At 55.5% G+C, this 26,822-nt stretch carries 18 protein-coding genes; 17 read left to right on the plus strand and 1 reads right to left on the minus strand.

Annotation, left to right across the window (positions count from 1 at the left end; genetic code table 11):
- Positions 1-10: 10 nt before the first annotated feature.
- The 16 genes from U8U68_RS05965 to U8U68_RS06040 all read left to right on the plus strand — a co-directional run bounded on the left by U8U68_RS05965 (position 11) and on the right by U8U68_RS06040 (position 21,157).
- Positions 11-2,047: an LTA synthase family protein gene (locus tag U8U68_RS05965; RefSeq protein WP_322199919.1), complete on the plus strand. Its 2,037-nt coding sequence runs from the start codon at positions 11-13 to the stop codon at positions 2,045-2,047.
- 304 nt (positions 2,048-2,351) lie between these two features.
- Entirely contained in the window at positions 2,352-2,918 is a 567-nt protein-coding gene (locus U8U68_RS05970) for a GNAT family N-acetyltransferase (RefSeq protein WP_322199920.1), read from the plus strand.
- Positions 2,919-3,104: 186 nt separating this feature from the next.
- Entirely contained in the window at positions 3,105-3,413 is a 309-nt protein-coding gene (locus U8U68_RS05975) for an OadG family transporter subunit (RefSeq protein WP_322199921.1), read from the plus strand.
- 128 nt (positions 3,414-3,541) lie between these two features.
- Positions 3,542-3,895 (plus strand): biotin/lipoyl-containing protein, encoded by a 354-nt coding sequence (locus U8U68_RS05980; RefSeq protein WP_322199922.1) that lies wholly within the window; start codon positions 3,542-3,544, stop codon positions 3,893-3,895.
- 53 nt (positions 3,896-3,948) lie between these two features.
- Complete coding sequence (locus tag U8U68_RS05985; protein WP_322199923.1) at positions 3,949-5,115, plus strand: sodium ion-translocating decarboxylase subunit beta; 1,167 nt, start codon at positions 3,949-3,951, stop codon at positions 5,113-5,115.
- Between the two features lie 18 nt (positions 5,116-5,133).
- The gene (locus tag U8U68_RS05990; protein WP_322199924.1) at positions 5,134-6,603 is read left to right on the plus strand and encodes a pyruvate carboxylase subunit B; all 1,470 of its coding nucleotides are present in this window, start codon (positions 5,134-5,136) and stop codon (positions 6,601-6,603) included.
- A 305-nt stretch (positions 6,604-6,908) separates the two neighbouring features.
- Positions 6,909-8,378: an O-antigen ligase family protein gene (locus U8U68_RS05995; protein WP_322199925.1), complete on the plus strand. Its 1,470-nt coding sequence runs from the start codon at positions 6,909-6,911 to the stop codon at positions 8,376-8,378.
- Between the two features lie 14 nt (positions 8,379-8,392).
- Complete coding sequence (locus U8U68_RS06000) at positions 8,393-10,015, plus strand: O-antigen ligase family protein (RefSeq protein ID WP_322199926.1); 1,623 nt, start codon at positions 8,393-8,395, stop codon at positions 10,013-10,015.
- Between the two features lie 258 nt (positions 10,016-10,273).
- Entirely contained in the window at positions 10,274-11,965 is a 1,692-nt protein-coding gene (gene ptsP, locus U8U68_RS06005) for a phosphoenolpyruvate--protein phosphotransferase (protein ID WP_322199927.1), read from the plus strand.
- Between the two features lie 215 nt (positions 11,966-12,180).
- The gene (locus U8U68_RS06010; RefSeq protein ID WP_322199928.1) at positions 12,181-13,134 is read left to right on the plus strand and encodes a uroporphyrinogen decarboxylase family protein; all 954 of its coding nucleotides are present in this window, start codon (positions 12,181-12,183) and stop codon (positions 13,132-13,134) included.
- Positions 13,135-13,206: 72 nt separating this feature from the next.
- Positions 13,207-14,556, plus strand: coding sequence for an ABC transporter substrate-binding protein (locus U8U68_RS06015; RefSeq protein ID WP_322199929.1), 1,350 nt, complete (start codon positions 13,207-13,209; stop codon positions 14,554-14,556).
- Between the two features lie 274 nt (positions 14,557-14,830).
- Positions 14,831-15,718, plus strand: a complete 888-nt coding sequence (locus U8U68_RS06020; RefSeq protein WP_322199930.1) for a carbohydrate ABC transporter permease — start codon at positions 14,831-14,833, stop codon at positions 15,716-15,718.
- Positions 15,715-16,548, plus strand: a complete 834-nt coding sequence (locus U8U68_RS06025) for a carbohydrate ABC transporter permease (RefSeq protein ID WP_322199931.1) — start codon at positions 15,715-15,717, stop codon at positions 16,546-16,548. The genes U8U68_RS06020 and U8U68_RS06025 overlap by 4 nt, the downstream gene beginning before the upstream one ends.
- Positions 16,549-16,854: 306 nt before the next feature.
- On the plus strand, positions 16,855-18,381 hold the full coding sequence (locus tag U8U68_RS06030; RefSeq protein WP_322199932.1) for a response regulator transcription factor: 1,527 nt from the start codon (positions 16,855-16,857) through the stop codon (positions 18,379-18,381).
- 51 nt (positions 18,382-18,432) lie between these two features.
- Positions 18,433-19,731: an L-cysteine desulfidase family protein gene (locus U8U68_RS06035; protein ID WP_322199933.1), complete on the plus strand. Its 1,299-nt coding sequence runs from the start codon at positions 18,433-18,435 to the stop codon at positions 19,729-19,731.
- A 16-nt stretch (positions 19,732-19,747) separates the two neighbouring features.
- Complete coding sequence (locus U8U68_RS06040) at positions 19,748-21,157, plus strand: Sapep family Mn(2+)-dependent dipeptidase (RefSeq protein ID WP_322199934.1); 1,410 nt, start codon at positions 19,748-19,750, stop codon at positions 21,155-21,157.
- Positions 21,158-21,238: 81 nt separating this feature from the next.
- On the opposite strand, the gene U8U68_RS06045 is transcribed toward U8U68_RS06040, so the two are convergent.
- On the minus strand, positions 21,239-23,401 hold the full coding sequence (locus tag U8U68_RS06045) for a flagellin N-terminal helical domain-containing protein (protein WP_322199935.1): 2,163 nt from the start codon (positions 23,399-23,401) through the stop codon (positions 21,239-21,241).
- A 390-nt stretch (positions 23,402-23,791) separates the two neighbouring features.
- Here U8U68_RS06045 and U8U68_RS06050 point away from each other — a divergent pair, with 390 nt between their 5' ends.
- On the plus strand, positions 23,792-26,458 hold the full coding sequence (locus U8U68_RS06050) for an NYN domain-containing protein (protein WP_322199936.1): 2,667 nt from the start codon (positions 23,792-23,794) through the stop codon (positions 26,456-26,458).
- The last annotated feature ends 364 nt before the right edge of the window (positions 26,459-26,822 follow it).

Genomic DNA, 26,822 nt, shown 5'->3' on the forward strand with positions numbered 1-26,822 from the left:
GGGGATGCCTATGAAGGGAAAAGTACATCTGCGCTTGGAGCGCAGCCGAAGGAACCTATTTGCCGCCGGGGCATTGCTGGTGGTCTCGGTGGCCTTTTTCGCAGTAGAGTGGCCTCTGGCCTTTATGGAGGATGGCGCGGGAAAGCAGACGCCGGCCTGGTGGTACATATTTACCTACAGCGGCCTTACCGCCGCCAGTGCTGTGCTGTGCCTAACGGGCGTTGACCTGCCCCCGGGCATACGCCAGTCTTTGGGCTGGCTGATGCTGCTGGTTCTCCCTTTAGGTTCTTTCATCGCGGTGGACGCCATTAACGGCACCCGCTTGTGGGAGTTTCCTCAGGCCCGGTGGCTGGCCAACTACCTGTGCTACCTTTTGGTGTTTGCTCTGGCCTTTGGGCTGACCCGGCGGGCCTGGGCGGCGGCGGCCATTGGCGGGGCAGTGTCTATTATTTTCGGTATTGCCAATTATTTTGTGGTGCAGTTCCGCGGGCAGCCCATCCTGCCCTGGGACTTCACTTCCTTTGCCACTGCCCTGATGGTCTCCGGCGGGTATGAGTATGCGCCTACCCGAAAAATGGCTGTGGCGGCCCTGGGATATATTTGCTCAGTGATTCTCTGCGCCAAGCTGGTGCCAAAGGATGGGCTTACCACCACTCGGCGTTTTCGCCTGACCGAGCGGCTGACAGCCTTTGGGGTATCGGCGGCGCTGGCCTTTGTGCTGTTCCCCCTGAACGGCCTGGAAAACCTGGGCATCTCGGTATGGGCCTGGAACCAAAAGGCCAGCTCTGAGCTAACGGGCATTGCGGCGGGCTTTTTTGCCAATGTGCAGTTCATGCTGGTGGATAAGCCCGAGGGATACTCCCCAGCCAAAGTAGAAGAATTGGCGGCCGGGGCGCCTGCCCCCCGGCTGGTGGGCAGCCCCTCAGGCCTGCCCACCATTGTAGCCATTATGAACGAGTCTACAACAGACTTTGGCAGCTTTGGCACCCTGGAGTTTTCCCAGGACAACCAGCCTATGCTTCATGCTTTGCAAAACACAGGAAACTGCATTTTTGGCAAGGCCTACTCGTCGGTTTACGGGGGCAATACCTGCAACAGCGAATATGAGTTTCTTACCAGCAACAGCATGGCATTTTTGCCTGCGGGCAGCAAACCCTACCAGCAGTATGTGGACAGCCCCCAGACCGCGCTGCCCTCTATCCTCAAGGAGTACGGCTACCACAGTGTGGCGGTGCACCCCGGAGACCGCAAGGCCTGGGAAAGGGTGGACGCCTACCCGTGCCTGGGATTTGACGAGTTTGTAGACGCGGAGATCTTTGACGTAAAGAGAACCTTTGAGCACCGGCTGACCAGTGACAAGTCCTGTTATGACCAGCTGATTTATGAGTACGAGCGCTGGCGGGGGGAACCGCTGTTTCTGTTTGGAGTGACCATCCAGAACCACGGCGGCTATGAGGACGAGGCCTACCGGGCCCGGGTGCGCCATGTGCAGGTAAAGGGGCACGAGGGCAAGTGGCCCCAGGCGGAGCAGTACCTGACCTTGACCAACCGTGCGGACCAGGCCCTTTCGGACCTTTTGTCCTATTTTGAGAGACAGCCGGACCCGGTGGTGGTGCTGTACTTTGGGGATCACTGGCCCAAGCTGGAGGAGGGATTTACCCGGGCGCTGCTCAAGGACAAGAATGGCTTTGAGTATACCATGAGCCAGTACCAGGTGCCCTTTTTCATTTGGGCGAACTACCCCCTGGAGGGAGAGGAAATCGAGGCGGTGAGCCTAAACTATCTCTCGGGCCTGTTGCTAAGGGCTGCTGGGCTGGAAGGCAATGCCTATACCAACTACCTAGAGCAGCTGCGCCAGACCCTGCCAGTAGTTACGGCCATTGGGCACATGGACAGCCAGGGCAACCTGTACCGCCAGGGGGCGGCCACGCCGTATAGGGAACTGTTGAACGAGTACGCGGTGATGCAGTACAACAACGCCTTTGACGAAGAGGGCAGGGTAACAGAAGTATTTGGCGAGGCCAAAGCCCCGATTCGGGTGGCCTAGGATGTCCACCTTCCACCTAGTCCCTGTTTGAACCATGGAAAACGCCGTCTTTATGCCCATAAGCGGCCCCTTTCCCCGTCCAAAATCCTCGTGAATCGGAAGATGAACTTGCGTTTTTTCCTTGAAATGGACCTCTTCTGGGCAAAAGGACCTCGTTTCATCTATTTTCAAACAAGGCCTAGCTGACGGCTCGGGGAAGGGGCTGACTGGACGGCATCTGGAAAAAGTCGGAGTAAAACTTTTTTCAAAAAGTTTGCAGAGCGCGAGACAGCGTCTCGCGGCCTTATAGAGAGGAGTAGATGAAATGTCACTGGTGGCTGTGCGGCGGGTCAATGAATGGGACGGGCCGTCCATGCTGAAAATTTACGCGCCCTTTACGGGCACGCCGGCCGCGCCGGAAAAAGAAGCGCCGGATCTTCAGGCGTATATTCAGCGTATTGATACATATACTTATGGCCTGGGGTGGCTGCTTTGTGAGGTGGACTGCCATCCGGTGGGTTTTGCCCACCTAACCGAGAACCGTTTGGCCCCCAAGGACCTTTTTTCTGTAGAGTTCCAGCTCTATGTGGCCAGGGAATGGCAGCGCAAGGGTGTGGGTACAGCTTTGTGGAGCCTGATGCGGGACATTATGGAGGAAGGGGACCGGCGGCGGGTTTTGGCTTATTTCAATCGGGAAAATGCCGCGGCCCAGGGCTTCTTTTCCGCCATGGGTTTTACCCCACAGGCGGGCGGAAACGAGGCGGTGGCCATGTATTACAGCCTTTCGCCCAGGGACCCGGAGGCAGAGCGCCCCACCAAACCCTATCTCATTGACAAATTCGTCTATGAGGCGGCCCGAGAACGGGCGGCGGGGCTGGTACGGGCACAATAGCTTTCTGAATTTTTCTGGAATACATTTTTAAAAAATTGTGAATGACCTCTTGTAAAAAAGCCTGGTCCGTGGTATGATTTACTTGATTTTGATAAAATGCCGGAGAATGGTGTTTTTTCAGGATCTAAAAATGTTTTGCTATAGCTATATTTCTTATAATATCTTGCGAAAGGAGGTCAAGAAGCAATGAATCAGTTCTTATTGTCCACGGCGGCGACCCCCGGCTATTTGCAGGTGGTGGCCATGGGCCTTATCACGGTGTTCGTGGTGCTCATTTGCCTGATCATCCTGATCAAAATAATGGGAGCGCTCATAGGTGGCGCTTCGGCCAGTTCCAGCGCCCCGGCTCCTGCGCCAGTGCCCCAGCGGGTTGTGCCCGCGCCTGCCGCCCAGCCCAATAAGCAGCAGCTGGTGGCCGCTATCTCTGCCGCCATAGCGGAAGAGATGGGCAGCGACGTGAACCACATTAAGATTCATTCCATCAAAAGGCTGTAAACAAGGCCTTGCTGTTTTTGCCAGTTTAGTCCGGGCAGGGGCCGTTGCGGCTGTCCGCCCCTAAAATCCAGCGGGCGTTGGCCCAGAAGAGCCGCCCCGGCATCTATTTAGAAAGGAAAATAATCGCTATGAGAAAATATAATGTGAACGTAAACGGCACTGCTTATGAAGTTACCGTAGAAGAGGTAAAGGGCGGCGCAGCCCCCGTAGCCGCTCCCGCGCCTGTGGCCGCCCCCGCGCCGGCCCCTGCTCCGGCCGCGGCTGGCGCGGGTGAGCCTGTTAACGCCCCCATGCCCGGTACCATCCTGGACGTGAAGGTCACTGCTGGTCAGGCGGTAAAGTCCGGCGACGTGCTTATGATCTTGGAAGCCATGAAGATGGAAAACGAGATTATGGCCCCCAAGGACGGCACTGTGACCTCTGTGGCCGCCTCCAAGGGCGCTTCTGTAGAGAGCGGCGCGCTCCTCTGCACCATTGCTTAAGGGGAAAACTCCCCTGCGCAACCGCAGACAAATAGAAAAGGAGTGTAACCTGAATGGAAGCAATTAACAGTTTTTTGCAAAGCACCGGCTTTGCCCAGGTGGTCAAGGAGCCGCTGGACCTGGTAATGATTCTCATCTCCTGCGTACTGCTTTACTTGGCCATTGTTAAAAAATTCGAACCCTTGCTGCTTTTGCCCATTGCCTTTGGCATGCTGCTGACCAACCTGCCGGGTGCTGGCATGTACCATGCCGAGTTTTTCGCGGACGGCGTTATTAACTGGCAGGAGCTGGGCACCGGCCACGGCGGCCTTTTGGACTACCTGTACCTGGGGGTTAAGCTGGGCATTTATCCTTGCCTGATCTTCATTGGTGTGGGCGCGGGCACGGACTTTGCCCCGCTGATTGCCAATCCCAAGACCCTGCTGCTGGGCGCCGCGGCCCAGCTGGGCATTTTCATTACTTATATTGGCGCAAACCTGCTAAGCTTTACCCCAGAGGAAGCCGCGTCCATCGGCATTATTGGCGGTGCGGACGGTCCTACGGCTATTTATACCACCGCCAACCTGGCGGCACATCTGCTGGGCCCCATCGCTGTGGCAGCCTATAGCTACATGGCCCTGGTGCCGGTAATTCAGCCGCCCATCATGAAGGCGCTGACCACCAAGGAAGAGCGCCGGATTAAGATGAAGCAGTTGCGCAATGTAAGCAAGACCGAAAAGATTCTGTTCCCCATCGTCGTGACCATTTTCGTGTCCTTCATGCTGCCCTCCGCGGCTCCCCTGGTGGGCTGCTTGATGTTGGGCAACCTGATGCGCGAGTGCGGCGTGGTAGAGCGCCTGAACAAGACTGTGCAGAACGAGCTGATGAACATTGTCACTATTTTCCTGGGGATCTCTGTGGGCGCTACCGCTACGGCCAAGAACTTCCTGGACCTAAAGACCCTGGCGATTCTGGCTATGGGCGTGGTTGCTTTTGGCTTTGGTACTGCCGGCGGCGTGCTGCTGGCCAAGCTGATGAACGTGTTCAGCAAAGAGAAGGTCAACCCCCTCATTGGTTCCGCCGGCGTCTCCGCTGTGCCCATGGCCGCCCGGGTTTCCCAGGTGGTGGGCCAGAAAGAGGACCCCAGCAACTTCCTGCTAATGCATGCCATGGGCCCCAACGTGGCCGGTGTGATTGGCTCGGCTGTAGCGGCCGGTGTGCTGATGTCTCTGTTCGGCTAAGAAGGAGGATACTGAATTATGGCTAAAAATCCCCTGAAGATTATGGATACCATCCTGCGCGACGCCCACCAGTCTCAGGCGGCTACCCGGATGAAGCTGGAGGACATGGTGCCCGTGCTGCCCCTGCTGGACAGCATTGGCTACTGGTCTCTAGAGTGCTGGGGCGGCGCCACCTTTGACGTGTGCATGCGTTTTTTGAACGAGGACCCCTGGGAGCGCTTGCGTACCCTGAAGAAAGGCCTGCCTAACACAAAGCTGCAAATGCTGCTGCGGGGCCAGAACCTGCTGGGCTACCGGCACTATGCGGACGATGTGGTAGAGGCCTTTGTGAAGAAGTCCCTGGAAAACGGCATTGACGTAGTGCGCATTTTCGACGCCCTTAACGATCCCCGGAACGTCCAGGCGGCGGTAAAATTCGTCAAAGAATACGGCGGTTTTGCCGAGGTGGCCATCAGCTATACCAAGAGCCCTGTGCACAGCGAGGACTACTTTGTAAAGCTCTCTATGGAGCTGGAGAAGATGGGGGCTGATTCCATCTGTATTAAGGATATGGCGAACCTGTTGCTGCCCTATGACGCCTACTCCCTGGTAAAGAAGCTGAAGGAGAATGTGGGTGTGCCCATTCACTTGCATACTCATAACACCACTGGTACTGGCGACATGACCAATCTGATGGCCGCCCAGGCTGGCGTGGACATAGTGGACTGCGCATTGTCTCCCTTGGCCAACGGCACCAGCCAGCCCGCTACCGAGGCTATGGTGGCCACCTTGCAGGGTACCAGCCGGGATACTGGCCTGGACATGGGCAAGCTTTCCGAGGCTGCCGCCCACTTCCGGAATGTGGCCCAGAAGCTGGATATTAACCCCAAGGTGCTGAAAGTGGACGTGAATACCCTGCTGTACCAGGTGCCCGGCGGCATGCTCTCGAACCTGATCAGCCAGTTGAAGCAGGCCAACGCCGAGGACAAATATTATCAGGTACTGGAAGAGGTGCCCCGTGTCCGCCAGGACTTTGGGTATCCGCCTCTGGTCACCCCCACCAGCCAAATTGTGGGCTCTCAGGCGGTGCTGAACGTGCTTTCCGGCGAGCGGTACAAGATGGTCTCTAAGGAGTCCAAGGGTCTGCTCCGGGGTGAATATGGCAACCTGCCCGGCCAGGTGAACGAGGAAGTGCGCAAGAAGTGCATTGGCAACGATGAGGTGATTACCTGCCGTCCTGCGGACCTGCTGGAGCCTGAGATGGAGAAGCTGAGGGCCGAGTGCAAGGAGAAGGGTTTGGGCCACTGCGAAGAGGACACCCTAAGCTACGCCTTGTTCCCCCAGGTGGCCAGCAAGTTTTTCGCCTGGCGGGACCATCCCCATCCGGCTGAGCCCGAGACAAGCGCCGCTCCGGCTGTAGCAGCACCTGCGGCTGCTCCGGCTGCTGTAGCCAATGACAATAGCCCTCGTACCTTGGTGGTAGAGGACTTAACTGGCGGTAATTTTTGATTGACCTGATAAAAATGGACAGAATAAGAAAGGCCGGCACAGGCGTGCCGGTCTTTTTTGTTTGAGGATAGAGGAATGTGGGCGCGGAAGCTTGCCATTATGAGACAGGCTGGATGGGTAGGGTAAAGACTGGGCGCCTAAGAAAGCCATGTATTTATGCTTGTGTGCTGTCGAAAAATATGCTATAATGACTCGGAACAGAATTTGCAAAGAAGAACGCGCCGGCATTTTTTTGACTGGAAAAGGAAACTGACATGAAGGAAATCCACCTTAAAGAAAAACTCGCGCCGCATATAGGAGATTTTATGGCAGCGCTGCTCTTGATTCAGCCCCTGCTGGACGTGCTTTCCTATTTTATGCGGGAGACCGGGACCACTGCGGTGACAACCACCCTGCGCACGGTTTTGCTGATGGCTGTTAGCCTATACGGGCTGGCGGTTAGCGGAAAAAGACGGGTGTATTGGGTGTTCTATGGGGTCATTGGCGGCTTTTGGCTGCTGCATATGCTAAACTGCCTGCGTCTTGGTTATCGGGACCCAGTAGGAGATGCAGCCGAGTACCTGAAGCTGGTGCAGTTCCCTCTGTGGACCCTGGCTTTCATCACCTTTTTTAAGGGCCATGACAGGCTGGATTTGCGGGTGGTGGGAATACTGGCGGCGAATTTTGGCGTTATTTTACTGATTATCGGCCTTTCCTATGCCGCCGGCCGGCCGGAATACACCTATGACATTCCAGCGCTGGGGGTCAAGATGGGGCTGCTGGGGTGGTTTGGAGTTCCCAATACCCAAAGTGCCATTGTCTCTATGCTCACCCCCTGCTTGCTGCTGTGGGCTTACCGCACTGGGCGGGTGTGGGTGTTCTCGCTGGGATGTGCGGCGGGGTTTGGACTGCTGTACTTTACCGGCACTCGATTGGCATACTATTCGGCAATCCTGGTGGCCGCGGGCTTCTTGGCTCTTGTGCTTATTGCCGGAGGACGTATGCGCTGGTGCTGTGTGCCTTTGGCTGTGGTTTTAGCGCTTTTGGTGCTATGCCGGAGCATGTCCATTATGGAGCGGCGCCAGGCCCTTACTGGGGAATCTTATGACTTGTACCAAGAGCAGAGCGACCATATTATGGGAGAGGACAAAGATTTTGTCTATACAAGCGGGGAGGTGCCCGCTAAGATAATAGAAAAAATCACCCGCGTGTATGAGGAAGTCTACACCCAGCGCAGTCTGGCGGACACCCCTCTTTTGGGGGATCTGCTGGAGCGCTTTGGGACAGAACGGGTTATGAAGCAGTACCAGTATTCCACCAAAGCTTCGGACCTGTATAATACCCGCAGCAAGAAATTGGCAGTGATGTCCCTTTCCTGGCAGGAGCAGGACTTTCTTGGAAAACTGCTGGGCATGGAATATGCAACAGCTACCTTAAATGGTACCCATTATGACCCAGAGAATGACTTCCCCGCGCTTTTGTATTATTACGGCTATGTGGGTGTGGGGTTATATGGGGCCTTTGCGGTCTGTTTTTTGCTGGGGGCTGCATGGGGCGCGCTGAGAAACTGGCGGAGGCTGCGGAGCTATCTTTCACCCCAGCTGCTGGCCTATGGCATGACCTATCTGCTGGGGCTTGGGGCGGCTCAATTTTCGGGCCAGGCTCTGCGCAAACCCAGCCTGACTGTGTACCTGGCCCTGGCAGCGGCACAGCTGTATACTGGGGCCCACTCCGGAGAGGGCAAACTTTTTGCCAGGTATGAACGCCGCCCCGGGGTAACTATGAAAAAATTATAAGGAGGGCGGCCCATTTGCCAAAGCAATTACAGAAGACAAAGCAATTCCTTGTGGACCGGTTGGGAATGATTCTGCTGGTCCTTGTGGCCATACAGCCTTTGCTGGATGTACTCTCCTATTTTCTAAGCGAAATGGGCAGCAACGCCTTTTCTACCGTGCTGCGCTTTGGAATGCTGATGCTGGTGGCCCTGTTTGGCTTTTTCCTTAGTGAGACTAAGCGGTACTATCTCATCCTATACGGCATTGTGGCGGTATTTTGGGCAGTGCATGTGGCCAATGGTTTTCGGGTGGGATATATCTCGGTGGTGCAGGACACGGCGAATTTTCTGCGCATCCTAAATTTTCCCATCTTTGCTTTAACATTTATTACGGTTTTAAGCATAGACAGCGGCCTGCGGAAATACTTTTACCTGGGGACCGCCGTTGCCTTTGGGGAGATGATCCTCTTTACAGCCCTGCCCTGGCTGACCGGAAATCCGGTGTACACGTATCCTGCCCTGCCAGTGGGCATTATGGGCTGGTTTGTAATCCCCAACGCCCAGGCGGTTATTTTGGTGCTCTCCGCTCCCATTGCCATTTATTGGGCTTATAGCACGGGAAAATATCCGCTATATCTGGCCGCAGCGGTGCTATGCTTTGGTATGATGTTTGCCACTGGCACGAAGTTTACCTTTTACTCCATCTTTATTATTGCGGGCGCCTATGCTTTCCTATTTGTGGTGCAAATGGGAAAGAGATGCCTGAAATATGCTCTGCCCATGCTGGTACTGTTTGGACTGGTGTTTGCCTTTAGGCACCAGTCCCCCATGGCCCTGCGGGAGCGGATGTCTGCCTATTCGCAGGGGATTTTGGGCGAGGCAGTGGAGGAGAGTTTGGAAAACAGCGGCGTGGATGAGAAGATCATTGATATTATCAAAAACGAGGGCGAAGAGGAGGAGAAGCCAGAGGAGAATGTGCCGGTAACTCCCCCGGAGAAGGTGCGGGCCAAAATGCGCCAGGGCCTGATGGGGATTTATACGGATGAAGAGATTTATGGCAAGCAGCTGAACAATATGAATGAGCGCTTTGGGGTGTACAATGTGATGGAGGTGTTCCACCACTCTGCCGCCACAGGTCTGCTCTCGGATTTTCGGGCCACAAAGACCTTCTTTGCGGAACTGATTTGGAGCGAAAAAGACCTGTTCACCAAGTTTTTAGGAGTGGAATACAGCGACTTTGTGGTGGACGGCATTATTTATGATTTGGAGAACGATTTTCCGGCGGTCTTTTACTGCTGCGGATACATTGGTTTTGGTCTGTATATGCTGTTTTTTGCCATATTTGTGTTGGCGGTGCTTAGAGCCTTTGGCCTTGGCATGCTGTGGACCTTCCGGGCGGATGCGGGCAAGCCGGGAAACTGGCTAAAGCGGACCGCCGCTAGCCTGTACCGGGGGCTGAAGGGCTTTTTGACGGTGGAGCTAGGAGCCATGGGGATGAGCTTTCTGCTGGCGGTGATAGCGGCCCAGTACTCGGGCTATGTGCTGCGCCGGCCCAATGTGACCATTTACTTTGCCATATCGGCAGCGTGTCTGCTAAGCATGTGCGCAAAGACAGTCTGCCACAAAAGGCAGGCGGAAAAGAAAAAATTTGTCTGGTAAATAGGCTGAGCGCGCGGCGCCGCAGGTCAAAGGAGACGGTTGCTTCCTTGCAGCGGCATTGTTTGGTCTTGCTGGTCCTGGAGTCTGTTAAAAAACTCCAAAACAGGGTCAGTTTTGCCCAGAAATGGTGGCTTCGGCGTCAAAAAGCCTGGAAAGGGGCCAGTATTTCTCCGGTTTCAAAACAGACTCTAGTAATACTAAAAAAGGCCAAACCGGCCAAAAGCACAAAACGTGCAAACAAAAAGCGAGGTGGAAGCTATGTTGCGAGGAATCGGAGTGTCAGAGGGCATTGGTTTGGGAAGAGTTATGCTGCTAGAGGAAAGCAGCTTAATATATGAAGAGAAGCGAGACATAGACGCCGCAGCGGAAAAGGCACGACTGCTACAGGCTGTGGACACTTTTTGCGCCAATACTGCTGGACAGATGGAGCTGCTGAAAGCCTCCGCCGGGCAAAAGGATGCGTGTATTTTAGAGAGCCATATCAATATTGTACGAGACCCGGAACTGCAAGAACAGGTGGGGCAGCTGATAGACCAGGGAAAATGTGCGGAATTTGCCATCAAGGAAAAGTGTGACCAGTATGTGGAAATGTTCACAAGTTCCAATGATGAGCTAACCCGGCTGCGGGCCAGTGATATTCGGGATGTTTGCAATGCCTTGCTCTGTTTGCTGTTGGGGGTGAAAGAAACAGAGGTACACCAGGCTCCCAAGGGCACCATTCTGGTGGCAAAAGAGCTGAGCCCTTCGGTTATGGCGGCGATTGATAAAGAGCGTATTGCGGGTCTGGTGACAGAGGCCGGCGGGCGAATGTCCCATTTCTCTATTTTGGCCCGGGCAATGGGCGTGCCCACCGTGTGTGGAATAGAAGGCGCGGCAGCCAAGCTTTGGAACGGGGAATTTGTCATTGTGGACGGGAGCAGGGGCGAAGTCATCTGCGAGCCAGGGCAAGAGCAGATCCAGGAGTACATGAAAAAGCAGACGGACTTTTTGGAAGAGTACGCCCCCCAGTCCTTCCGGGATAAAAGAACGCTTTCGGCTAGTGGAGAGGAATATCATCTTTATTGTAATATTAGCATGCCCACCGGGGCGGCCCGAGCAGTGGAAGCCGGCGGCGAGGGCGTGGGGCTGTTTCGAACAGAGTACTTATTTATGAACCGGGAACAGGCGCCTGGGGAAGAGGAGCAATACCGGGCCTACTGCCAGGCGCTGCAAGGTCTGGAAGGCCGGCCCCTAGTAGCGCGCACCCTGGATGTGGGCGGCGACAAGGTGGTGCCATGCCTAAGCATGGGAGAAGAGGAAAACCCTTTTTTAGGGTTAAGGGGCATCCGCTGGTGTCTGGCTCACCAGGAGGTATTTTTAGTCCAGCTGCGGGCGCTGCTGCGGGCTGGGACCCAAGGGGACCTGCGCATTATGCTGCCCATGATTTCCTCTTTGGAGGAACTGCGGGCGGGCCGGGCTCTGCTGCAAGAGGCTGGGGAACAGCTAAAGGCTCAAGGTGTTCGCTATGCCCAGAACCTGCCAGTGGGTATTATGATAGAGACTCCGGCAGCGGTGTTTTTGGCGGAGGAGCTGGCCCAGGAGGCGGACTTTTTCAGCATTGGCACCAATGACCTGACAGGATACATTATGGCATGTGATCGGGGGAACCCCGCTGTTGGACATCTGTATTCCCCCTTGCAGCCAGCAGTGCTGAAAGGACTGCGGCACGTGATTCAGTGTGGCGTGCATAGGGGGATTCCAGTGAGCGTCTGTGGCGAGGCGGCTTCGGATCAGCGGCTGATCCCCCTGCTTATGGCTTTTGGCCTTAGCGGGTTCAGTGTGCCGGTGGCGTCTGTACTAGCTGTACGCAGGCTGATTTCCCGATGGACCAGAGAAGAGGCGGAGGCCATAGCGGAAAAGGCGATGAAAATGAATACCGAGGCAGAAATTGCCGAAACTTTGACAAAATAGAGAGAAAAAAGAGACAGCGGCCAAAAGAAAGGCCGCTGTCTCTTTTTTTGTTTTGATAGGGAGGAGCACCCTAAAGAGGGCATAAAAAATAGAAAAATAAATTGCGGAGGCAGTCACGACCTAAAAATCCACCTATCTCTTTTCTAAACTTTTTTATGTTTTTGTTTAATTTTTTGTGGTATCATAAAGCAAATCAAGAAGGGAGGAAACAATTTATGACAAAAAAAGAGAGAGTACGGGCTGTTTTAGAGGGGAAAACCCCCGACCGGGTCCCCGCGGGTTTTTGGTTCCACTACCCTGCCTCCCTAAGCGCCCAAGAGACGGCGGAAGAGCATTTGAAGCTGTTTCATCACACGGACGAGGATATTATGAAGATCATGCAGGATTTCATGTATCCCATCAGCGGCGCGATTACCAAGGAATCTGATTGGTACAACATTAGGTTTGAAGCTCCGTCCTCTTCAGCGACATTCCAAAAAGCGGCGGAGATTATCAAGCGAATTTTGGATGACATGGGCGATGAGGCATATACAGTGCAGACGATGTTTGGCCCCTTCAAGGCCGCCTCTTTTGCCTTTGGGGACCAGCTGCTGATGGACCATGCCAAGCGCTACCCCAAAGCGGTGGCCGCGGGGGTAAAGATTATTGCGGAGATGTGGGTCCAGTGGGCCAACGCCTACATGGACTTGGGCGTGGACGGCATCTACTTCTCGGCCCAGTTCGGCGAACCGGGACGCTTTACAGACGAAGAGTGGGAAATGCTGGTGAAGCCCTCGGATCTGCTGGCGCTTTCCGCTGCGGAAAAGCGGGAGGACAAATTGAATATCCTACATATTTGCGGTGAACCGGAATATGCTTTTAAGACAGAGCTTTCTCGTTTTGCGGAGTATCCGGGCGCAATGGTAAACTGGTCTGTGAAAGATAATGACTTTAGCCTGGCCCAAGGTAAAGAGCTGTTCAAGCGGCCTATTTTAGGCGGCTTAAACAATAAGGGGAATATCCTTAACGGCAGCGATGAGGAAATTTGCGCGGAGGTGAAGGCCTCCATTGAGAGTTTCGGTTCTGCCAGCATGATGATTGGAGCAGACTGCACGATTCAGGGCGAAGGCATTAGTTTGGACCGCATTCAGACAGCGGTTGAGGCAGCACACAGCTTTTCGGTGAAATAAGGACTTATGCAAAGGTTTATACTACTTTAGGCACTAATGCACCAAAATATATATGTTAAGGAGAAAACCATCATGAAAAAACGAATTTTTGCCATGCTTCTTAGCTCTGCGCTTCTTGTTAGTGCGTTGGCAGCCTGCGGCAACGACGCGGGGAGCTCTTCCTCGTCTCAAGCCGACAGCTCCAGTTCCAGCGAAAGCTCTAGCAGTAAAGCGGAAGATCCCAGCTCCAGTGAGACCGGCGGCGATGAAAGCGCTTCCGGTGAGGTTATTGAGATTGAGTTCTTCCAGCAACAGGGTGAAGAGGCCATTCAGGCCGGTTACAACGCCATTATCGAGGATTTCCAGAAGGAATATCCCAATATCAAGATTACCCAGAACACCGTGCCGGACTCTCTGAAGGTTCTGGCGTCCCGCATTGCCACAGACGACGTGCCTCCGCTGCTTACCGACTGGCCCACCCAGTCTCAGTTTAAGGAGAAGGTACGCAACGGCTACTACATGGACCTGACCGGCCAGGAGTTCTTCAGCCGTGTCAACGAGTCCTATTTGGCCATGGCCCCGGCAGATGACGGCAAGCACTATGCTATGCCCTATGCCCGGAACTACATGACCGTGTTCTACAACATCCAGATGTTCAAGGACAACAACATTGAGACTCCTGAGACCTACGCGGATTTCATCAACGTATGCAAGACCTTTAAAGAGAAGGGCATCGCCCCCCTGTACCTGCCTCTGAAAGACGGCGTGGGACACATCTTCCAAGCCACCACAGTGGCGTGGACGCCTCAGGGTGTAGAGGACATGGTAGAGGTGGCAAACGGTAATGGTTCTTTGGTGGGTAATGCCGACTTTGAGGACTATGCCAATAAGATGCTGGAACTGCTGGAATATGGCAACGAGGACGCTTTCGGCATGAGCGGCACCATGATGCAGGAGGCTTTTGCCAACGGCCAGTGCGCCATGATCATTGCCGGCTCTTATGCCAGGGGCAACATCATCCTGGCTAACGGCGACTTTGAGTTCGGCGCTTTCCCCCTGCCCGGCGACACCAAAGAGACTACAAAGGCCCTGACCGGTGTAAACGCCGCCCAGTGCATCTCCGCCTCCGCCAGTGACGCCGAGAAGGACGCTGGCCTAAAGTTCCTGGAGTACATCTCCCGCACCGAGGTGGCCCAGAAGTGGTCCGACCTTTCCGGCGAACCCTCCATTATCAACGGCACTGTGTACAATGACGAAAACTGCATGCCGATGCTGGACTTCATTGACGAGACGGGCCAGGTACACGACTGGATGGCTTCTACCTTGAATAGCAATGTGGTTAACGAGCTGTATAACACCGTGCAGGCTTTCCTGCTGGATAAACAGCCGGTGGATGAATTCTTGAAGAACATGGACACCACTATTGAGACCGCAATGCAGTAAGATTACCCTGTAAAAACGGCTCATTTGAACAGCTGAAGCAAGGGCGGTGATGGTTCCATCGCCGCCCCTGCTTTTTATTTAAGTGTAGTAAGGACAAAAAAGGATGGAAAGAGAAAAGGAGTTTAGGGCGCTAAATGCCAGTGGTAAGGAGCGCTACCCCTGTGCGGCGCTGGCCAAAGCGGCAGGAGAGATCCTGTGTGAATAAAGTCCACTCCGCATGACCGAATATTCCTCTCCCCCTCTTTAAAACTCTGCTACAGAAAGGAGTCCCCCTATGAAAAAATCTAACAGGGAGTCTTTCGCTGATCGGGCGACAAACATACTGTTCACCCTTCCGGCGCTGCTCCTATACTGTGTGTTCTTCATCTACCCAGTGGCTCTGGGCATTAACTATAGTTTTACGGACTGGAACGGCATTGCCAAAGAGTATGGCTATGTGGGCTTTCAAAACTACATTAACCTGTTCAAAAATGCTTTCTTCTGGCAGTCCATGCAGGTTACCCTGATGTATACCCTGATGCTGGTGGTTGGCGTCATGTTTTTGGCCCTGGTGCTCTCTTTAGCGCTGAATTCCCTAAAGCATTTTCAGACCCTTACAAAGTCCGTGTTTTTTGTGCCCGCCATGATCGGCGGCGTGACCATTGCCCTGATTTTTGACCAGATCTACTACCGTGTGCTGCCTGTTATTGGGCAGAACCTGGGCATTAGCATGTTGTCTCAAAGCCCTCTGGCCACTACGAAGACCGCTCTGATCGCGATTGTGGCGGTGAACATTTGGCAGGCCACGGCCATGCCCACCTTGATCTTTATGGCAGGACTTCAGTCTGTGCCCGGCGACCTGTACGAGTCGGCCATGCTGGACGGGGCCAGCGCCTGGAAGCGCTTCCGCTACATTACATTCCCCTACTTAATGCCCACCTTCACCATTAATATGGTGTTGACCATTAAGGCAGGCATTGTCACGTTCGACTATGTTTGGGCACTGACCCAGGGCGGGCCTTCCCGGTCCACTAACGTGATAGGCATTATGATTTACAATGACGCGTTTAACAATATGAAGTTCTCTTTAGCCAATGCGGAATCTATGGTGCTGTTTATAATCATTGCGGCCCTCTCCGCTGTACAGATCAAACTTAACAGCAAAGGAGGCGTGAACGAATGAAAAAGGAAGCCCTCGGCTGGCGCATTGCCCGCGACATTCTTATTGCGCTGGGATTTTTCATGGTGCTGGCGCCCATGTACCTGGTGGTGGTTAATACCTTTAAGTCTTTGGACGAGGCGGGCAAAAGCTTTTTCAGCCTGCCCCAAAGCCTGGACTTTTCCAACTACATGGAACTGTTCACAAAGAACAACTACTGGGCCTATGTACGCAATTCCGCGGTGATCTCCATTGTAGGCATTATTCTGGTAATCATCGTGAACCCGGCGGTGTCCTATGCCATTTCCCGCAACTTCCGCCGGCCCTATTACAAAACGGTGTATTATTTGATCATTATGGGCCTGTTCGTGCCCTTCCAGGTGATCATGCTGCCCTTGACCAAAATTATGACAGACATGAACCTGCTAAGTCCTGGGGGTTTGATTATCCTTTATACAGCCCTCAGCCTTTCGAAAGGAGTGTTCATGTTTGTAAACTACATCCGCAGTCTGCCTCTGGAGATTGAGGAGGCGGCCCGCATTGACGGATGCAACACTTTTCAGGTTTACACCAAAGTGGTGCTGCCCCTTTTGGGCCCCATGCTGGCCACCCTGGTGGTGATGGACGCTTTGTGGTTCTGGAACGACTTTATGCTGCCCTTACTCTTGTTGAACAAGTCTCGAGAGTTCTGGACCCTGCCCCTGTTCCAGTACAACTTTAAGACAGAGTATTCCTTTAACTATACCATGGCCTTTACAGCATATTTCATGTCCATGTTCCCCATCATAGCAGTATACTGCTTTGGACAGAAATATATTATTTCTGGCTTGACCGCAGGAGCGGTAAAAAGCTAAAATATGGGTGACAGGGGAATGTGGGGCGTTTGACGGGATCATGCGCAAGACTTTGCGTTTTACCTGTCATCTGAATCAGCTGGGGAGGATCAAGCCTCGTCCCCGCGCTCCGCCAGGAGAACAGGAGCCTCTGAACCCCCACTCTCGCTGGTGTTCTCCGAAAAGCGTTCTTGACGCTCTAGACATTCTCGTTTCTGCCGGTCCCCCTGCTTATGGCAGCGGCTGACCGGTGGGAATGTAAGAAAAAGTTTCCTTGGTGGGGGGAACGCCCACGACCTTTACACCAAGGTGAAGGAGGTGCGCGCTTTGAAGCTGCTGATTGTAGAGGACGAAGTGTATTCCCGCAAGTCTCTGGTTAAACAGGTGCAGGCCATGGACGCAGCGGGAACCATGACCATCTTAGAGGCGGCCGACGGGAAAGAGGCCCTGGAGGTGGTGCGGTCTCAGCGGCCAGAGCTGGTGCTTTCTGACATACAGATGCCCTTTATGAACGGCCTGGAGCTGCTGGGAGAGATACGGCGGCTTCTGCCCACTACCCGGGTGGTGATGATCAGCGGGTTTGCGGACTTCCAGTTTGCCCAGCAGGCGGTGAACCAAGGGGCCATTGGCTACCTGCTAAAACCCGTGAGCGACGAGAGCCTACAAGATTGCTTTTCCCGCTTTTTGGTGGAAAGCCCCAGCCCCGCCGCTGCCCAGGAAAGGCCCAGAGACCCCCTGACCGTCTGCCTGACAGAGGCCATTAACGAAAACAAGCTGGACGACGCCTATGTGGTGCAGCAGTCCTTTTCCCGGATCTTTGTGCCCTTTCGGGTAGTGAGTATCACCTTTCTGCCAGGAGACCGGCGGCTGCCGGAGGGTTTTTTGCAGGGGATGAGTCAAGTGCTCTCTAAAGCGTTGGATGTGGACTTTCGGGTACTGCCTCTGTCGTCTCTGCGGTATGAGATTGTGTTCAAAGAGAGCGGACACATGGCGGCCATGCTGCGGACCCTGACGGAGTTTCTAGGGGAGCAGGGCCGGCACTGCTGCGGCATCAGCGGACAGCACCGCAGGCTTTCAGATTTTTTGACAGCCCACACCCAGGCCTGCTATGCGGAAAAATACCGGCTGCTGGAGCAGCGGGAGATTTACTCCTTTGACGAGCTGCGTCGGCGGCGGACCGTGCACAAGGTGCCCTTTCCTGGAAAGGACGAGTTTGCTTTCCAGATTCAGCAGGGTAAGGCTGAGGAGGCATACCGCATTGCCTCGGAACAGCTTTTGCTAATGTACCAGGACCATGCTCTGCAAATAGAGGCCTACGAGACCTTTTTGCTAAAGCTGCAAATGGCTATGGCGGACCATGGTAGAAGCGGCCCCGATTCTTTGGAGCAGCAGTGGTTTCCGGTAACGGCCTATGGAGATTTTTCAAATCTCCTGGAAGACCTGCGAACACAGATTACAAAGGTCTGTGTGGAAATAGAGAGCAACCGGGCGGGGCTGGAAGGAAGCGTATCGGACCAGGTATTTGAGTACATCCAGCAGAACTACAGCAAGGACTTTTCCCTAAAAGACCTGGCAAAAAAGGTGTTCTTTATGAACCCCAGCTATTTAAGCTACCTGATCCGCAAAAAGACAGGAAAGACCTATACCAGCTATCTAAAAGAAATCCGCATCGCCCATGCCAAAGAGCTGCTGCTGGACAGCCACCTGCCTATTACAGAGGTGGCCACCCTGTGCGGCTATAACGACCCCAGCCAGTTTATTGCCATATTTAAAAAGGAAACGGGCATGACGCCCCGAAGGTTTCGGGAACAGTCTGCCGGGGCGGAACCGGGCGGCAAGCCGGATGGAAAATGAATTTTTACAGCGCAGAGCCCGGACGCCGGGATCTTGCGGGAAAGGGTAATCATGGAGAGAGAAACAACGCGGGAATATGTTGAACTGCTGAAACGAGAAATATCCCCTGCCATGGGCTGTACCGAGCCCGCCGCGGCAGCCCTGGCGGCTGCATACGCCGCCCATGCGCTGGGGACCAGAGCAGAGACAGTAGAGATGAGCGTCAGCGCCTATATCTTTAAAAATGGGATGAACGTGGGGATTCCTGGCACCGGCATGGTGGGCCTGGAGATTGCGGCGGCTTTAGGAGCAATCAGCGCCCAGCCGGAAAAGCAGCTGCTGGTGCTTAACGACCTGTCGGAAGAACAAAAGGAATGGGCCAAGGAGATGGTGGCTAAAAAGCAGGTGCGCATTCAAATTGCCGAGACGGAGGAGAAGGTATACCTGCGGGCTATCTGTCGAGCCGGAGGCCAAGAGGCAGAGGCTTTGGTGCTGCGCACCCATGTGGGGCTGGCGAAAATTGTCAAAAATGGCGAGACTTTGGTGAATAACGCCCCAGATGAGCCGGAACCCAAGGAACAGCAGGCTGCCGCGCCCCAGGAACCGGAGAACATGAGCCTGGAGAGCATTGTGGACTTTGTGGGCAGTGTGCCCACCGAAGAGCTGCTGTTTCTGCGGGAGGTAATCCGCATTAACCGGACCATTGCGGAAGAGGGCCTAACCCACGACTATGGCTTGAAAGTGGGCAAAAGCATTTTAGAGAGCAGCAAGACTGGTCTGGTCTCTGACGATTTGGCCAACTTTACCGTGGCCTGCACAGCGGCCGCCGCGGACGCCCGCATGTCCGGCTGCGAAAAGCCCGTGATGAGCACAGCGGGCAGCGGCAACCAGGGGCTGACAGCCTCGCTGCCCGTGGCTGTCATTGGATGGAAGCTGGAGCTGCCGGAGGAAAAGGTACTACATGCCCTGGCGCTCAGTATTCTGGTGACCATTCACACCAAGCAGTACATAGGCCGTCTCTCGGTGCTATGCGGCTGCTCCATTGCCGCGGCCATAGGTTCCTGCTGCGGAATCATTTATCTGCTGGACGGTGGGCTGGAGAACATGAAGATTGGCATAAACAGCATGGTGGCAGATATTTCCGGGGTGGTATGCGACGGGGCCAAGCCGGGCTGCGCCCTGAAGATTGCCACAGCGGTAAATTCTGCCATCCGCTCGGCTACGATGGCCCTAAATGGCCTGGGAGCCAACGCCCATGACGGTATTGTGGCGGTGGACGTGGAACAGACCCTGAAAAATTTGGGAATGCTGGGCAACCAAGGAATGGGCGCGGCGAACTCCGCGATTTTGGACATGATGCTGCATAAGTAGCCAAAGGAGAAGAATCATGTTAGAAGAGAAAATCGACCAATGGGTTGAAGAGCATACGGAAGAAATGTTGAGAGATATTGCCCAGCTGGTGGGTATTCCAAGCGTTTCGGTTCCCAGCCAGGGGCGGCATGTATACGGCGAAGCCTGTGCCCAGGCCCTGGACGCCATGCTGGAGCTGGGGAAGAAGTACGGATTTGAGACAGAGAACGCTGGTTACCGCTGTGGGGTCATCCGCTTTGGGGACCAACAAAAGAGCATTGGCCTTTGGGGGCATTTGGACGTGGTGCCTGCGGGCAACGGCTGGCAATATCCCCCCTATGAGTGCACGCGCAAAGGGGACTTTCTCATAGGCCGGGGTGTGCAGGACAACAAGGGCCCCTGCGTAGGCGGCCTGTATGCCATGCGGTGCATCAAAGAGCTGGGCCTGCCCATGAACTGCTCTATTGAACAGGTGGTGGGCTGTGCGGAAGAGAGGGGTATGGACGATGTAGTCCATTATGTGCAGAAGTACTCCGCGCCGGACTTCAACATGATCACAGACTGCGGTTTTCCAGTCTGCTATGGGGAAAAGGGCATTTTAGAGGTAGAACTGCAAGGCCCGCTGCCCGGCACAGAGGTGCGCTCCTTCCACAGCGGCAGCGTTTCCAACATTGTGCCAGACCTGGCGGTGGCAGAACTGGCAGCTACCCCCGCGGTATTGGAAGGGCTGGACCGCCTGCCGGAAGAGATTCAGCGGGAAACCCGGGACGGAGCGGTTCTTTTAACAGCCCACGGTATGGCTGGCCACGCGGCATTTCCCGAGGGCTCGGTGAACGCGGCGGCGAAGCTTTGCCGGGCTATGTTGGACGCCGGACTGCTGGTGGGCCAGACCCAGACTGTCTTTGAAAAGCTAGGGACCCTGTGCGGCTCTACGGACGGCAGCGCCCTTTCCATTGCCTGCCGGGACGAACTTTCCGGGGCGCTGACCTGTGTGGCCGGGGTGGTGCGGCTGGAAGAGGGGCGGCTGGAGGTAGAGGTGAACATCCGCTATCCCATTACTGCGGATATAGCCGGACTGACCCAGGCTTTGGGGGCCCGGGCCCAGGCAGAGGGCTGGACCATCGCTCAATGCCAGGACAACCCGCCCAACTACTTTGACCCGGAATCACCTTATGTAAAGCTTTTGACCCAGGTTTACAACCAGGCTACCGGCAGCAGTGCCCAGCCCTTTGTAATGGGCGGGGGCACCTATGCCCGGAAGGTTCCCCGGGCGGTGGCCTTTGGACCGGGACTGCCCACGGACGCTAGCGAACTGGGGCTGCCCCCGGGCCACGGCGGGTGCCATGCGCCGGACGAGCTGCAAAGCATTAGCAATTTAAAAAAGGCTGTGAAGATCTACGTAATGGCTTTGGCCCAGCTGGGCGAGGCCATTGGCCAGGGAAAATAAAAAAAGAGGGCGGGCGTTGAGCCCGTCCTCCTTTTTGTACATAGGGTAAGTCTGGGGTAGAACAATGATCCCAGCGGTTCGTTAACCGAGGAGCTGCAGCACGCCCTGGGGCACGGCGTTGGCCTGGGCCAGCATGGCCTGGGCAGACTGGATGAGGATATTGTTCTTGGTATAGGCCATCATCTCTTCGGCCACGTCGGTGTCGCGGATGGTGGACTCGGCGTCCTGGATGTTCTCGGCCATGACGCTTAAGTTGTTGGCAGTGTGCTCCAAACGGTTCTGAGCTGCACCCAGGTCGCCGCGGACACCGGAAACATAGTTAATAGCATCGCGGACAGTCTGGATAGCAGCGGACGCTCCTTCGGGGTTGCTAATGTCTAGCTTATCAATGCCAAGAGCAGAGGTGTGCATATCGCCAATCTTCACGCCCAGCTGGTTATAGCTATCGCTAGTATCGCCGATTTGCAGGGTCAGGCCAGTACCGCTTACAATGGGGGCCTTAGAAGCGGCTACAGCAGCGGCATCGGCAGTAGTAGTGAGCTTGGAACGAACAGTAATAATCTTTTCGTTGGCTTTGGTGCCGTTTGCCACTTCAGCGGTATAGTCAGAGCCCAAAGCAGCCTGAAGCTTTGTGGCATCGGCAATGTCAGCCTTGTTGATCTGATGCTTGCTTGCGTCGGCGCCGCTCTCTACAACTTCCAAAGTTACGGACTTATCGCCAAGAGTAAAGGTCAGCTTGTTGCCAACAGCAACTTTGTCGATGTCAGTGGTAATGGCCACGCCAGCGCCCTTGTCGGTGGTGGGAGTGCCGGTCACCTTAATCTTGGACTTAATATCATCGGCACTATCCAGCTTTTCCGCACCAGCATCAGTTGCTTTGACCTGCTCGAAGTGGATGGTATCAGTACCCTTAGAACCAATCTTCCACTCGCGGCCATCTGTACCAGTAAACTTTGTCTGTTGGCTCAACTTATCTGCGGCCAGATGAACTTTTGCCGCATCATCCGCGCCAGCGCTGACATCAATTTTAACTGCGCCATCGGCAACGGCAGCCTTAACTGTGTCAGATTCAGTGGCATCGGTCTGGAAAACAAACTTTTTGCCGTCTATTTCCAGCACATTGCCATCCGCCACCATGGTGCTGTCCAGCTTCAGGTCAATACCAGCCAGGCTACTGCCTTTGTGGGCCACAGCCTGGGTTACTTTGGTGGTCATGTGCACAGCGTCGCCGGAGCTGCCGGAAGCGCCGGTAATACCGCTTAGCGTTACGGCGGAACCCAGGTCCTTGTTAATCTGCTCGGCCGCAGCTGCGTCAAAATCATTGGTCGCGTCTGTGGGAGTGGCGGTTACAGCTGTATAGGTGGTGTTCTTAAAAGTTCCCGCCAGAGTCAGCTTTATGCCGTCGGTATCGGCTGTAACATTATATACATTATCACCGACTTTGATAGCGGTATTATTATTTGCCGTTGTGGTGTCTTTTGCGCCAGTGGCAGGGTCAACGCCAATCGTTTCAAGCTTTTTCAAGACAGCCGTAGCAATATCTGACTTGTCATAAGAAGTATCACCAGTCAAAGAGATATCAATGTCTTGGCCCAAAATATTGAGCGTTGCAGTCACAGTGTCACCAGCAGCTGCTGCACTGATGGTAACCCCACTAAGGTCAACAACGGCTTCCGCGTTTACCTGCTTGGCGCCAGCTCCCTCGGTGTGCATACCGGTGCCCGTTGTGCCCCAGCTGGCGGCGGGAATATCAACGGTACCATTGTGCCCTTTGACGCCATCCACATTTTTGAACTCGGTGAACGCGGTGGTGTTTACGCCGGCCTTACCGTCCAGTAGCTTGATGCCGTTGAAGTTGGCAGAGTCCGCGATACGGTTAATTTCACTCTTCAGCGCATCGACTTCCTTCTGGAGGTTCAAGCGGTCCACTTCGTTGTCATAAGTGCCGTTGGCAGACTGGGTGGCCAGGTAGTCCATGCGGTTAAGCATGTCCTGAATCTCCTGCATGGCGCCCTCTGCGGTCTTTACCAGGCTGATGCCGTCCTTTACGTTCTTCTGGGCGGCGTTCAGGCCGGTGATCTGGGCGCGCATCTTCTCAGAGATGGCCAGACCGGCCGCGTCGTCGCCCGCGCGGTTGATCTTGTAACCGGAAGACAGCTTCTCCAGGTTCTTGGACAGAGCGGAGGTGTTTGTGTTGTAGTTCCGGTAGGCGTTCATCGCCATAATATTGTGCTGAATACGCATAATTTTGTCTCCTTCAAAAATATTTTGCGTGTGTTCTTCCAGCGTTCCTCGCCGGGAATACGCCCGCCCACTGGCCTGGTGGATGGGCGTTCAAAAAAGTGTAGGTTTGCAAACAATACGCCGTGTGGCGTCTACACCACTATATTCGGCTGATAGATGGGAAAAATAAGGGGAGTTCGGAAAATTTATAGAAACATACTTTTCCGAAATTGAATACATGCCCAGCCCTCATTCCCTTTTCCCCCAAGCTGTGGTATAATATGTTCTAACGAAATGTGTTCAAAAGCAGGCTTTCGAACACACGGAGAAGCCCTGAAAGCGCGAAGCGCCGGCTTTCTCTGAAAGCGGACGACAGAATAAGGACATTATCTTTGCTAAGGAGGAACGCATATGCGCAGGCTGACCGCCGGGGTGCTAGCCCACGTGGACGCGGGAAAGACCACTTTAACCGAGGCCATGCTCTATAGGGGCGGGGTGCTGCGGGGCATGGGCCGGGTGGACCACGCCAACGCATTTTTGGACACCGAGGAGCTGGAGCGCCAGCGGGGCATTACCATTTTTGATAAGCAGGCGGTACTGCCCCTGCCAGAAGTGGAGATCACCCTGGTGGATACCCCCGGCCACGTGGACTTTTCCGCCGAGGCAGAGCGCACCCTGCCTGTGCTGGACTGCGCCATTCTGGTGGTCTCCGGCCCAGACGGCCCCCAGGGGCACACCCTCACCCTATGGCGGCTGCTGGAGCGCTGCCAGGTGCCGGTATTTTTGTTCGTGAACAAAATGGACCAGCCCGTGGACCGCGCCGCCCTGCTGGAAAGGCTGCGGGCCTCTCTTTCTGATAATATTGTTGATTTTGCCCAGTACGGGCAGCCCGCTTTTTGGGAAGCGGCGGCTTTAGGGGACGAAGCCGCGCTGGAGGAATACCTGGAAAAAGGCGCTTTGCGGGATAGCACCCTACGGGGGCTGGTGGCGGGGCGGCGGCTGTTCCCCTGCTTTTTCGGCTGCGCCCTGCGGGCCCAAGGGGTAGAGGAGCTGCTAAACGGGCTGTGCCGGTTCGGGCCCCGGCCTGTCTGGGGAGAGGCCTTTGGGGCCCGGGTGTTCAAAATTTCCCGGGACAGCCAGGGGGCGCGGCTTACCCATCTAAAGGTAACAGGGGGCGCCCTGCGGGTGAAGGCCAATGTGGACCTGCCCGGAGGGCCAGAGAAGGCGGACCAGATCCGTATCTACTCCGGAGCCAAGTTCACCGCCGTGGAGGAGGCCCCCGCCGGGACAGTCTGCGCGGTGACGGGTTTGCGTTCCACCTATCCGGGCCAGGCCCTGGGCAGCGGAGAGGCCGGGCGTCCCCCGGCCCTGGAACCGGCCCTTAGCTACCGGCTGATTTTGCCGGAGGGAGTCCAGGCCCACGCGGCGCTGCCCAAGCTGCGCCAGCTGGCGGAGGAGGACCCCCAGCTTCATCTGGAGTGGAACGAGGCTCTGGGGGAGATTACTCTGCGGCTGATGGGAGAGATTCAGGCCCAGGTGCTGGGGCGGGTGATTCGAGACCGGTTTGACCTTGAGGTGGGGTTTGGTCCAGGGAACGTGGTGTATAAAGAGACCATTGCCGCCCCGGTGGAGGGGGTGGGCCACTTCGAGCCGCTGCGCCACTACGCCGAGGTACACCTGCTGCTGGAACCTATGCCAAGAGGAACAGGAATGGTGTTTGCCAGCGCTTGTTCGGAGGATGTGTTGGACCGGAACTGGCAGCGGCTGATTCTAACCCACTTGGGGGAAAAGATCTATCGGGGGGTTTTGACAGGCTCTGCCATTACGGATATAAAGATTTCGCTGATTATAGGCCGTGCTCATGAAAAGCATACCGAAGGAGGCGATTTTCGAGAGGCTACCTACCGGGCGGTACGCCAGGGCCTGATGAAAGCCCGCTCCATTTTGCTGGAGCCCTGGTACGCCCTGCGGCTGGAGCTGCCCACCCCCAGCCTGGGCCGGGCCCTGGCAGACATCCAGCGCATGGGGGGACAGGCCGGAACCCCCGAAACCCTGGGAGAAGAGACCGTGCTGGAGGCCAGCGTACCGGTGGCGGCTTTTGGGGACTATGCCGCCCAGGTGGCCGCCTATACAAAAGGAATGGGCCGGGTGGCCTGTACCCTGGAGGGGTACCGGCCTTGTGGAGACCAGCAGAAGGTGGTAGAGGCCATTGGCTACGACCCGGAAGGGGACACAGAGGACCCGGCGGGGTCTGTGTTCTGTGCCCACGGAGCCGGGTTCCTAGTACCCTGGGACCGGGTAGAGGACTATATGCACCTGCCCGCCCTGCGTCTGCCTGGCCCAGAGCCCGCCGCCCCGGCTGAAGAGGAGGCGGCCCCGGTCCGCCCTTTTGACCCTGCCCCCGCCGCCCGGGGCGGGCCTGCCGCCACCCTGGAACAGGACGCAGAGCTGCTTGCTATTTTTGAAAAGACCTATGGCCCAGTGCGGGCCAGAGGGTTCCTCCCCCAGGAAAAGCGGCAGGACGCGGACCCGGGCCCCGACAAGGTGCGGCTGCCCGCCCTGGGCCCGGAATATCTTCTAGTGGACGGCTACAATATGATCTTTGCATGGAAAGACCTGAACGCCATTGCTAGAGAGGACCTGGAGTCCGCGCGGCAGGCGCTGATGGATATTCTCAGCAACTACCAGGGCTTCCGGCAGAACCGGGTGATTTTAGTATTCGACGCCTATAAGGTGCCAAAGGGCACGGGATCGGTGTTCAAGTACCATAACATTCATGTGGTCTATACCAAAGAGGCCGAAACCGCGGACGCATATATTGAAAAGGCCAGCTACCAGTTGACCAAAGAGCACAGACGGGTGCTGGTGGCCAGCGCGGACTTTGCGGAGCAGCTGATTATTCTGGGCCACGGGGCTCTGCGGATGCCGGCCCAGGAGCTGCGAGCCGAAGTAGAAAGGGCCCAGGGGGAGATAGCGGAAATTCTGCGGGAAAAAAGACTGGCCCTCCGGGGCGGCACAGTAGGGGACGCCATAAGGCAAGCCCAAAAGAGAAAAGACGGCCAAAGGCGAAAAAGCTAACCATACAGGCAGACAGACGGGGGCCAGGGGGGTAGTTCCTCGGGCGAGAGGTGGAATGAGCGTCTGCCAGCGGCAGACATGCCGTGAACCGGCCAAGCCGACAGGCCGAGTGCGGCGCTCCACGGTCTTGACCTTAAGGCGGCGCAACGAGGAGCCAAAGAGCGCCGCGCCAAAATCTCTGAAAAACCCAAGATTGGGCCGCCCGCCCCCGCCGAAACTTCCGTTGTAACACAGGCTTACAAAAAAGCCTGAAAGGTCCTGCGTTCCCGTAAAGCCGGACATCAGCAAAAAAGAAAAGTTAGGTCGGTGTTTTTGAAAAGGCAAGTCCTTTCCCCCGGCCGCAAAGCGTGTTACAATAAACCTG

It is taken from the genome of Acutalibacter intestini, from assembly GCF_034334985.1.
Classification (GTDB): domain Bacteria; phylum Bacillota; class Clostridia; order Oscillospirales; family Acutalibacteraceae; genus Acutalibacter; species Acutalibacter intestini.